The following is a 10,000-nucleotide window of genomic DNA, read 5'->3' as shown; positions in this document are numbered from 1 at the left end:
TGTGCAGGTCGGGTTGGCTGCGGCGATTATACTCAAGTTCGGCTTTCTGGATTTCCGCCAGTAGTAAATGATCTGTCCAGGGCTTTTGTAAAAACTTAAAGGCGATTCCTGAGTTAAGGCTCTCTACTACTGCATCGAAATCAGCATAAGCACTTAAAATCAGGCCTACAATCTGGGGCGAACGTTTTTTAACGGTTTTGAGTAACTCATTACCGCACATCAAAGGCATCCGGAAGTCAGATAAAATGATCTGTACAGGGTTTTCGGCCAACAACGCCAGAGCCTGAGCGCCACTACTGGCAGTGACAACCTGATAACCAGCACGACTAATTAAACGCTCAAGGCTGCGCAGAACAGCCGCTTCATCATCAACGATCAGTATTTTACTTTTCATCAGTTGCTCCGGCCGCCATCTATTCATTGATTAGTTGCTGAATTGCTTCCAGTAAACGTGGATTATCAAATGGTTTGCTCAGTATAGCGTTGGCGCCGCAGGCTTTGGCTCTGTCTAGTTCGCTTTGAGCTAAGCCTGAAATCACCAGAATTTTTGTCTGGTTCAACTCGGGGTGTTCGCGGATATACTTTAAAACTTCAAAGCCATCCAGGCTTGGCATCTGTAGGTCCAAAGTCATGACAGCAGGTTTATGTTGCACTAAAAGCAGGCCAGCCTGAAATCCGTCCTGCGCCTGTATGACGTGAAATCCGCCCTGTTGCAGGACTCTGAATATAGCTCTTCTGTAGGCAACTTCATCGTCTACTACTAAAACTGTCGTTGTAGTGGTTAGTGAGTCAGCAACAGGAATTTTTTGTTGATTTAAAAAGCAAATAAAGTCTTCCAGTACTACTCTGTAGTTACCCCTGCCGGGCAGCTTAAAACCTTTTAACTGTCCTGATGCAATCCAACGGCTGACAGTGCGTTGATGCACGTCACAATACGAAGCTATTTCACCTGGTGTCAGAGTTTTCATCTATATTTTTTGACCTTATTCTTGCACTCGGGACAAATTTAGCATAGGTTTAAGACAAATGCGACACAAGGGACAAATAAGATATTTGTCCTGGCGGAGAATTCGGTATGACTACTTCAGAACTCTCAGTGAGCCAACACCATTCAGTGGCTGCTCGAGCCACAGTGCTTTGCGTCGACGACGAAATCAGCATACTAAAATCACTACAACGTATGCTGATGGCTGCCGGATTTGATGTCGTTACTGTAACAGGTGGAGAGCAGGGGCTGTTGTTGCTTGAAAAGCAAGAATTTGCAGTCATTATCAGCGACATGCGGATGCCAGGTATGACAGGAGCGGAGTTTTTGCGATGCGCGGCCGAACGTTGTCCGGACAGTCAGCGATTGCTATTAACGGGATACGCAGATATTGACTCCACTATTATGGCAATCAATCAGGGCCAAATTCAGCGTTATATTCAAAAACCCTGGCGTAATGAAGAGTTGATTGTTCAGGTTCGTGAATCTGCTGAAAAGTTTCTGTTGGTAAGACAAAATAAAGAACTACAACAAAAACTCAGTGTGCAGAATCAGAAATTAAAAGAGTTGAATCAACAGCTTGAACTGCATGTATCAAAACGCACCGGGCAGTTAAGGCAAGTACTAAAACAATTGGAACAAGAGCACCAGTCCTTATTAGATTTGTTGTTTAACTTTATTAGTGTTAACCCTCATTTAAATGGTCATTTTGCCCAGCATATTGCCAGAACCTGCCACTTGCTGTGCTCCCATTTGCAGTTGGATCCAAAAGAGCAAAAACAAATTGTGATGGCCGGGTTATTGTCTCAGTTAGGTTTGCTAGGTATGGATACTGAGCTTTACAGTAAAGCTTTTCATAGTCTGGACGGTAATGAGCGTCAGCAGTATTACACTCATCCGGCCATGGCTCAGTTGATGTTATTGCCAGCCAGCCATTTGGCCCTGATGTCTGATGCAATTTACCATCAGTACGAACGTTATAATGGCTCCGGAAGTCCGGATCATTTAGTGGGAACAGACATACCACTGGGGTCCCGTATTTTGGCTCTTGCCCGCGATTTTTGGCTCATGATTGACAAGCAGGAAGGACAGCAGGACAGTGCTTTTGCCAATGCTATTCAGCAACTGAAAATGCAGCAGGGTAGTTTTTATGATCCCGTGCTATTAAATATCCTGTCTGCCTTACCCGTTGAGAAACTGTCAGGGTCGGAACTTATCGCTTCTCATCACCTTCAGCTTACCACAGAACAACTTGAGGCTGGTATGGTACTGGAGCGCCCTTTATACAATGAAAACAGGATCTTATTGTTGCCACATGGTCATGTTTTTACGCAGGTCAGCATAGCTAAATTATGTCAGATAGAATCAAAGCGCGAAAAAAAATGGACACTTTTAGTGTCTTCCGTCAAAGCACCCGCAGAGTAACAGCTGATGTTTGAAATCAAAACAGCACAAAGTAACGCCTGTACAGCTGAAGCCATTTGGCAGGATCTGCAGCAGCAATTGGCAGGCCAGCAGTTTCAGTTTGGTTTTGTGATGGGACATCATAGCCGCGTTCCATTGCTTCGAGAGTTACCTATGCTAAGTTGTGCGGCGCATTGGATAGGAGGCAGTTCCTGTTTGGGCGTAATTACGGAACAAGGGGTGTTTTTACAACAGGATAGTTTAGCTGTAATGATGATTCGTGATGACGAAGGACATTATGCCAGTGCCAGCGCTGTGATAGAGAACCAGGATATAGCAAAAGCAACTCAACAGGCTTTAACGTTAGCATTGCAAAAAGCCGGACGACCTTACCAGGTGCCAGAATTAGTGTGGTGTATGCAGCCCCCTGGCACTGAGGAGGCAGTGTTGAGGCAAATTGAAAAGGTTTTAGGGAAGAAAGTACCGGTTTATGGCGGGAGTAGTGCGGACGATGATGTGTCGGGTTTGTGGGTTCAATACGACGGCTATGCTATTCATCAGCAGGCGGTAGTGATTGCTGTACTTTATCCCTCGGTTGCCATCAGTCATTTTTTCCATTCAGGTTATGTTCCTACTCAACATAAAGGTATTGTCACTAAGGCTAAGGGACGTTTGCTACAGGAAATTGATGACCAACCTGCAGTAGATGTTTATAGCCGTTGGCTCAACAAGAAAATCAGCGATAATTATATGCAGGAAACCACCTTAACTCCCTTGGGTTCGATCATTGAGCAGGATCAGCTGGATTTACCTCTGTATATGCTTAGTTTACCTGTAGATTTTCATGATGACGGTACCATTGAACTTTTTGCCGAAGTCGAGCAGGGAACACAACTGTGTTTAATGACAAGTGAAACGCCCCGGCTACTGAGCAGGACCGGGACTATGTGTGATTGTACGCGGTCAATTTTGCCACAACAACGAGTCAGTGGCGGTATTATTATCTTTTGTGGTGCTTGTTTGCTCAGTATCAAAGAGCAGATGGGTTTAGTGCGTGATAATGTTTGTACTTCATTGGATGGTGCGCCATTTTTGATCGCTTTTACTTTTGGTGAGCAAGGTTATGCCGTAGATCACACCAATAGACATGGTAATTTGATGTACGCTACGGTGTTATTCGGAGAAACTGATGCCGACAGTTGAAAAACTCAGGGAAAAAGTTCTGGAGCTGACGTTTGAGCGGGACAATGCATTATTGCACGTCAGGCTAAACCAGTTATTGCAAAAAGGCCTGGATGCCATATTAAGTTCGGACACACTGGAAGATACCTTTAGCAAATTTTTCGGCGTGATGGCTGAAGGGATACAGTTTGATTGCGCTGTATTATTAAGGTTAGAAGCTGAACATTTTACTGTGTTAGCCAGACAAAAGGCTCCAGACTGGCCAGAACAGGGAGAGCTTGGCAGTGATGCTTTGCAAACAGCTTTGTCTGGTCGTCATTCAGTGGCAGTGTTTAACCTGCTGCTGCTGCCAATCTGGGGCGAGCCGATCAGTAGTTGGTGGCCAGCGATCCATTCAGCGTTGTTACAGCGTATCCAGACCAGGGACCAACAGTTTCTGTTAATACTGGGCTCGGGTTCAGTCGCAGCTTTTGGACCTTCGGAAGAAAAAATTGCCAGTCAGTTTATAAGCTTTGTTGCCAGTACTATTGCCAGCGTTGAAAACAGAAAGCTGTATATGGCGTCTCAATCGCTGAAGGAACGGCAGCAACGAATAGAACAAAGTCTATTGCAGTCGGAGAAAATGGCGTCACTTGGACAGCTGGCTGCAGGGGTCGCTCATGAATTGAATAACCCTATAGGATTTTTGCTCAGCAACATTCATATGTTTCAGACCTATTTGTCTATTTTTAAAAGCCTATTGACCAACTATCAGTTGGTCGCGGACAGCGGACAAAGTGACGAAGTCAGGTTACGGGCCCAAAAAGAACTGGATGAACTTTATCAAAAGGAAGATGTTGCCTTTTTGCTTGAGGACAGCGATATGTTAATTGCTGATTCATTGGAAGGAGCTATCAGAGTCAGAGATATAGTGCAAAGCCTGAGACGTTTTTCCCATCCTGACACTGATAAGATCGAATTGGTGGATTTAAACGAAAGTGTCGAATCAACCATTAAAATTATCGGTGGTGAATTTAAACATGCGTTATACCTAAAAAAATATTTGCACCCCAGCCCTTTGTTTGTCATGGGTAAGTCTAATCAGATAGGTCAGGTTTTTCTGAACATCATGATGAATGCCAGACAGGCGATACAGCATGATCATGGTGAGTTGCAAATCAGCTCGGGAGTGCGCGACAGTGAAGCCTGGGTCGCTATTGAAGACAATGGCTGTGGTATAGAGCCTGCACATATCAACAGATTATTTGAACCTTTTTTTACAACTAAAGATGTAGGGCAGGGCACTGGTCTAGGTTTGTCACTGTGTCACAGTATCATGTTGCAACACAGCGGTCATATCGAAGTGCAGAGTTCGCTGGGTAGCTTTAGTCGTTTTACCTTGTATTTTCCGTTGGCTGGACCTATGGAGCATCAGGATTAACGTCTGGTGCTTTGTGCAGCGGCAAGGTAATTATGAATTCTGCGCCCTGACCAGGAGGAGAGCTGACACTGAGTTTACCCTGATGCTTCTGAACAATACTGTAAGACAACGAGAGTCCAAGCCCGGTCCCTGTGCCTACCGCTTTAGTGGTAAAAAACGGGTCAAAAATTTTTTTCAGATGCGCAGGAGCTATGCCCGTACCCGTGTCTCTGATACTAATTCTGGCTACCTCAGCTTCAGCAGTGATGCGGATATAAATTTCACCAGGTTGCTCCATGGCCTGAGCGGCGTTAAGCAGTAAGTTCATAAAAACCTGATTAATTTGCATCGACTGGCAATAGACCAGAGGCATGTCTTGCTGATAATCCTTATGCACAGTCGCTTTGTATTTCAATTCATTGTTGATGATCCTCAATGTGCTTTCCATACCATCGATCAGGTTGGTTTCTTTCCATTCGGAGCTATCTACATGAGAGAATTCCCTCAGGCTTTTGACAATAGACATCACCCGGCCTGAACCTTCCAACGATTCAGCTATCAAGTCAGGCATATCTTGTAACAGAAAATTCAGGTTATGTTGATTCTGATAGCTTTGATACCTGGCTGTGAGTTCAGCTGAAGCCTGCTGCAATAACAGGTCGCCAGCAAAATCCAGTGCATCGACTAAGGTTCGGCAATAATGCTGCAGAGTTTCCAGATTTGAGGATATAAATCCTATAGGATTATTGATTTCATGAGCCACGCCTGCGGCTAATTGGCCTATTGAGGCCATTTTTTCAGCCTGAAGCAGCTGATTATGTGCTTCTTCCAGTTTATCTATTAACTGAGCCTGAGCTTTATGCTCTTCTGCAAGCAGACTAAGTGCATGTTTCAGATCTTGCGAATAACAGGCAGTGGTCGTCGCGTCCATAATGGCTAGTAATAAATGACTGATCTGCCCGTTTTCGTTAACTATTGGAACTATTTCCATATTCTGGTACATCAGCTCTTCCTGACCAGTGACAGGCCTGGTACTTTTGAACTGAAAAATATGCGGCCTTTGTTCCCAGTAGCTGTAACTAGTGTTTTTAAGTATTAGTGTTGAATCCAATTTACGTTTGAGAAATCTGGCCTGCTCGGGAAAGATTTCTAGTAAATCTTGGCCAACAGTCTGCTCAGCGGGCAGCTGCAAACGCTCTGCAAAAAAATCGTTCCACAACACGATTCGGTAGTCAGGCGTCAACAGGCAAGCGCCTATTGGCAGTTGCCGGATCAATTGTAAGGCCAGTTCATCGTTCATCGATTGATCCATTTGTCGTTATAACAGCAGCAGATTCAAATGTTGTGTTAGTGGCCACAAAGACTCTTGCTTCAGGCAAATCAGGATCCGTGCATAAAAGTTGAACTCCGGGATCTGAAATTGAACTTCCATTAATAATGCTTGTTGCCAATTTAGCCTGCTGGCATGGAGTGAGGCCGGGTTTAACAGCACTGGTGCAGCAAGTTGAATTTTAAAGTTAAGCTGAGAGATCAAACCATGCAGGCAAGCTCCCGCCAGTATATTAGTCAGCTCCAGCTGTAACTCTTGTTTGTCTTGCTCCACCATAGGAGAATCGTAGTGCATTAGTCTGGCTATGGCTTCATTACCTTGCTCTGTCATCAGTGCAATCATCTCGCCGTTTAACTCACCTAAAAAAGATTGTTGTGCAATTTGGTGCGGCGCTGGCTGCAGCAACAGTCCAATAAAATGATCACTGCTACTTTGTATAACTGCCGGAATAGACAGTTGTACCTGAGTCTGGATCAGTCTGGCTAGCGCGTCAGCTGCCTGACCCATGGAGATATTCAGGACCTCTTGTAAGGCGTCCTGCTGCTCGTCGGACAGAAACTGCCCCTTCATATCAGACCTAGCTCTTTTAATGTTTGCGCCAGTAAGGCTGGATCCAAAGGTTTCTTCAGGAAACGAAAGGCACCTAAAGCACTGACCATAGCTTGTGCCTGAGTCTGGATATCTGCACTGATCACTATGACGACAGCTTTTTCGTGATGTTGCTTTAAATAAGTAAGTACCTGGTAGCCATCCATTTCTGGCATTTGCAAGTCGAGAAACAACACTTCTGCCAAGCCATGCTTAACAGCGGTGATAGCTTCTTTACCGTTACTGGCTTCACAGATACTGACATCCCACTGTGGAGGTAAGGCTCGTCGGATCGTCTTGCGGGATAAAGCGGAGTCGTCCGCTATAGTGATAGGAATAGGCATAAGCAACTCCTTAATCTATTTTTATAAAGTGTAGACTATAGAGTTTAAAAATGAAAATAATGATAAATTTGCGATTGGTGATAGCAAATTAAGCTAGTTATTTGGTAAAAATGATAGTGAAATCACAGCGTCCGTGCTGAACACTGTGATTTCACTTTAGAGTGAAGTTTAGCGGCCCAGGTACTTATCCAGAGTTTTATATAAACCCTGCCACATGGTCTGGTTTTTCAGTTTCAATTTGGCCGCGTTTTCGGCAAGACGAGGCGTGATGTCTTCATGCTCTGCCAATAATTGGCTAACTTTCTGCGTCAGGCTGACGGCAGAGAGTTTTTCCAGACAATAATCCGCCATGCCAAAATCGGACATCATAGCGTGGTACTTGTGACTCCAACTGGTGGCTATGCAAGGCACGCCCTGACTTAACGCATTAATAGCGCCATGAAAACGCGAGCTGATGGTAATAGAGCTTTGACCAATGAAGGCCTTTACTGCTAACGGATCTTCAATCTGAATAGTGTCACAAGGTGCCAAGCGGGAGATTTCCTGACAGAGCTGTTGATCCTCTTTGCCTTCATGATTGACCAGAACCACAGCATAACCTAATTCCACCAATTGATTAGCGGCGGCTGCAAAAGCCTCCACATAGTTGGTACGCTCTGCTTCAGCGTTCGCATGGTTAAACTTAGACACTACTTTGCTGTTTGGAATAAGAGCGGCGAATTTGCCTTCAATTTGTGGCAAAGTAGCGTTGCTGTGGCCTTTCAAACCTACAGTAAAGTCAGGGGTTAATTTGACTGTATCCGGAAGATTTGCTTCACAGCTTTGTAAGTGGCTAAAGGACACGGGATCCCGTACATAAATAAGAGCGGCGCTGTGAATAATGTCGCGCATTGCCGCTTTACTTTCATCGCTGGTGAAAGGTCCAAAAGCCTGAGGCATAAACACAAAAGGTTTACCTGCTTCTTTGAAACGTTTCACTTCACGGGCGGTATTTTGCAAAAACCTCAACGGCCACTGGTCGCCGTAAGCAAAACCACTGGCTTCTAAAATCACGTCTACATCACGTTCTGTCACCATGCCATAACGTTTCATCAGGTTACGTACTGAGGCTGGTAATTTACCAAACCACGGGGTTAAATCCAGGGCTTTACGGCGAAAGGATACTTTTTGCCATGCGCCTAACAAAGCACGCTCACGGTAGGGCAGGTTAGGGCCAGGTGACAATACCAGTTCAGTGTTGTTTAAGGTTTTTAAGCCTTGTAAACAGGCTAGCAGCATCAGGTAGGCACCTTTATTGCGGAACTGCACCCCTTTAATTTCGACCAATAAGGCTTTTGATTCAGACATAAGTTAGTAACTCCGTAGCGGTTTTCTTCTCGGAGTGAGGGATCAACGCCTGCGGATCAGGGTAACCCACAGCAATCAGCATCACGACTCGTTCGAAAGGTTGTAATTTTAATAAACGGCCAATTTTGGCTTCGTAGTTTTCAATATCAGGCCAGTTGATTGAACAAGAGGCCAGGCCCATAGTTTCCAGCGCTAACATCAATTGCATATTGGCAAGGCTGGCGTCGATATAAATTACATGGCGGTCGCGCTCAAAAGGATAAGCACTTAAATCACCGACCACAGCCAGTAGAGCAGGGATACCATTAGCATAACCCACAGTACCCATCGGCAGATTCGCCAGCTTCGTCAGCATTTCGCCTTCTGTAGCTGCAATATAGCGAAATGGCTGACGGTTACAGGCACTAGGTGCCTGAGCTGCGGCTGAAACTGCCTGCTCGAGCATGGCTCTAGGTACGTTTTGTGGTAAAAAGGTGCGGACAGAACAGCGTTGCTGACACAAGGTCAGGAACTGCTCATAGCTGACGTCAGCTCTTGGTCTTTGTTCATAAGGCGCTGGTGCAGAAGGACGACCTTGCTCCAGACGCGGTACTATTTGTGCTTTTAACTGAGCAAAAGTTATAGGTTGGCTGGCTCCCTCTGGCCACTGGGTGACAGAAAAATAGCTATCCATCACATCGTGGCAATATTTTAGCAGTACTACATCCAGAGCCTGATGATCGGCTAACAGGTTCTGTAATGCAGTTAAAGTCTCGTCAATATAATCCAGCGCAAACAAAGATTTGCGCGGCACCATGCTCAAACCTTTTTCAAGGCGGTGAATATTTCGACGCAAAATAACTGTCGCTATGCTGCTGCTCTCTTCGTGCAGGTGATAATGATGTCGGCCCGCAGCTGTGGCGTGTTGCTCGCGGCGAAAATGTGGATTAAAAAATGCGTAATACAAAGTGGCCGCCAAACGGCTTCTGGCAGCGTAGGGTAACAACACCCTGTCCAGTTTTTGCCTGAGTTGTTGCAGTTGTTTTTTCATACCGTCTCTTTCTCTACCACTACACCAGAGGCTTTAACCTTGATCAGCTGCCATAACTGTCGGCGGGTCCTGCTGGAAAAAAATAAAAAGAAAAATGATGCATAGGCGTAGGATATGAGTGTTGCCCAGGCTGCGCCATCTATGCCCATAATGGGTATCAGCCACCAGTTCAGCAGCACATTTAACACCGCACCTATGCCATGACTGGCTAAAGATAGAGGCTCCTGGTCAGTGATAATTAAATGCTGCCCTATCAGGTAGCGGATAAAAATAAATACACCAGCCCAAATATGGATTTGAAGTACTGAAATACCTTCCTGAAATTTCTCACCAAAAATCAGCGGCACTAAAGGCGGCGCCACGATAAATATAATGATGGCAATAGTTAATG

General features: G+C 45.2%; 11 protein-coding genes. 3 read left to right on the top strand and 8 right to left on the bottom strand.

All coding sequences use genetic code 11. The features are described 5' to 3' along the window. Together LDL40_RS07825 and LDL40_RS07820 are read right to left on the bottom strand one after the other, a co-directional pair. A partial coding sequence (locus LDL40_RS07825; RefSeq protein ID WP_300994705.1) for a response regulator occupies window positions 1–394 on the bottom strand: 394 nt, incomplete at its 3' end. A gap of 19 nt (window positions 395–413) precedes the next feature. After that, on the bottom strand, window positions 414–968 hold the full coding sequence (locus LDL40_RS07820; protein WP_300994704.1) for a response regulator: 555 nt from the start codon (window positions 966–968) through the stop codon (window positions 414–416). Between the two features lie 107 nt (window positions 969–1,075). Between LDL40_RS07820 and LDL40_RS07815 the strand changes: the two genes are divergently transcribed. The 3 genes from LDL40_RS07815 to LDL40_RS07805 are packed head-to-tail and all read left to right on the top strand — an operon-like array spanning window position 1,076 to window position 4,991. Continuing rightward, window positions 1,076–2,410 carry an HD domain-containing phosphohydrolase gene (locus LDL40_RS07815; protein WP_300994703.1) on the top strand — a complete coding sequence of 445 codons (1,335 nt, stop codon included), beginning with the start codon at window positions 1,076–1,078 and terminating at the stop codon, window positions 2,408–2,410. A gap of 6 nt (window positions 2,411–2,416) precedes the next feature. Then, entirely contained in the window at window positions 2,417–3,592 is a 1,176-nt protein-coding gene (locus LDL40_RS07810; RefSeq protein WP_300994702.1) for an FIST signal transduction protein, read from the top strand. Next, complete coding sequence (locus LDL40_RS07805; RefSeq protein WP_300994701.1) at window positions 3,579–4,991, top strand: ATP-binding protein; 1,413 nt, start codon at window positions 3,579–3,581, stop codon at window positions 4,989–4,991. The genes LDL40_RS07810 and LDL40_RS07805 overlap by 14 nt, the downstream gene beginning before the upstream one ends. Here LDL40_RS07805 and LDL40_RS07800 read toward each other — a convergent pair. The 6 genes from LDL40_RS07800 to LDL40_RS07775 form a co-directional block, all read right to left on the bottom strand. Continuing rightward, window positions 4,972–6,270, bottom strand: a complete 1,299-nt coding sequence (locus LDL40_RS07800) for an ATP-binding protein (protein ID WP_300994700.1) — start codon at window positions 6,268–6,270, stop codon at window positions 4,972–4,974. The genes LDL40_RS07805 and LDL40_RS07800 overlap by 20 nt on opposite strands. 18 nt (window positions 6,271–6,288) lie before the next feature. After that, window positions 6,289–6,870 carry a chemotaxis protein CheX gene (locus tag LDL40_RS07795; protein ID WP_300994699.1) on the bottom strand — a complete coding sequence of 194 codons (582 nt, stop codon included), beginning with the start codon at window positions 6,868–6,870 and terminating at the stop codon, window positions 6,289–6,291. After that, window positions 6,867–7,232: a response regulator gene (locus tag LDL40_RS07790; RefSeq protein WP_300994698.1), complete on the bottom strand. Its 366-nt coding sequence runs from the start codon at window positions 7,230–7,232 to the stop codon at window positions 6,867–6,869. Before LDL40_RS07790 ends, LDL40_RS07795 begins: the two co-directional genes overlap by 4 nt. 168 nt (window positions 7,233–7,400) lie before the next feature. Next, a complete protein-coding gene (locus LDL40_RS07785; RefSeq protein ID WP_300994697.1) occupies window positions 7,401–8,579 on the bottom strand; it encodes a polysaccharide pyruvyl transferase family protein in 1,179 nt (392 codons plus the stop codon). After that, on the bottom strand, window positions 8,572–9,609 hold the full coding sequence (locus tag LDL40_RS07780; protein WP_300994696.1) for a nitroreductase family protein: 1,038 nt from the start codon (window positions 9,607–9,609) through the stop codon (window positions 8,572–8,574). The genes LDL40_RS07785 and LDL40_RS07780 overlap by 8 nt, the downstream gene beginning before the upstream one ends. Then, window positions 9,606–10,000: polysaccharide biosynthesis C-terminal domain-containing protein (locus LDL40_RS07775; protein ID WP_300994695.1), on the bottom strand; the 395-nt coding region annotated here is incomplete at its 5' end. The genes LDL40_RS07775 and LDL40_RS07780, both read right to left, overlap by 4 nt.

It is taken from the genome of Rheinheimera sp., from assembly GCF_020217005.1.
Classification (GTDB): domain Bacteria; phylum Pseudomonadota; class Gammaproteobacteria; order Enterobacterales; family Alteromonadaceae; genus Pararheinheimera.
Note: the sequence above shows the minus strand (reverse complement) of the source record. Positions and strands in the feature narration are given on the sequence as shown.

Coding starts and splice junctions, on each gene's coding strand:
- LDL40_RS07820 (WP_300994704.1), bottom strand. CDS start 968: ATGAAAACTCTGACACCAGGTGAAATAGCTTCGTATTGTGACGTGCAT.
- LDL40_RS07815 (WP_300994703.1), top strand. CDS start 1,076: ATGACTACTTCAGAACTCTCAGTGAGCCAACACCATTCAGTGGCTGCT.
- LDL40_RS07810 (WP_300994702.1), top strand. CDS start 2,417: ATGTTTGAAATCAAAACAGCACAAAGTAACGCCTGTACAGCTGAAGCC.
- LDL40_RS07805 (WP_300994701.1), top strand. CDS start 3,579: ATGCCGACAGTTGAAAAACTCAGGGAAAAAGTTCTGGAGCTGACGTTT.
- LDL40_RS07800 (WP_300994700.1), bottom strand. CDS start 6,270: ATGAACGATGAACTGGCCTTACAATTGATCCGGCAACTGCCAATAGGC.
- LDL40_RS07795 (WP_300994699.1), bottom strand. CDS start 6,870: ATGAAGGGGCAGTTTCTGTCCGACGAGCAGCAGGACGCCTTACAAGAG.
- LDL40_RS07790 (WP_300994698.1), bottom strand. CDS start 7,232: ATGCCTATTCCTATCACTATAGCGGACGACTCCGCTTTATCCCGCAAG.
- LDL40_RS07785 (WP_300994697.1), bottom strand. CDS start 8,579: ATGTCTGAATCAAAAGCCTTATTGGTCGAAATTAAAGGGGTGCAGTTC.
- LDL40_RS07780 (WP_300994696.1), bottom strand. CDS start 9,609: ATGAAAAAACAACTGCAACAACTCAGGCAAAAACTGGACAGGGTGTTG.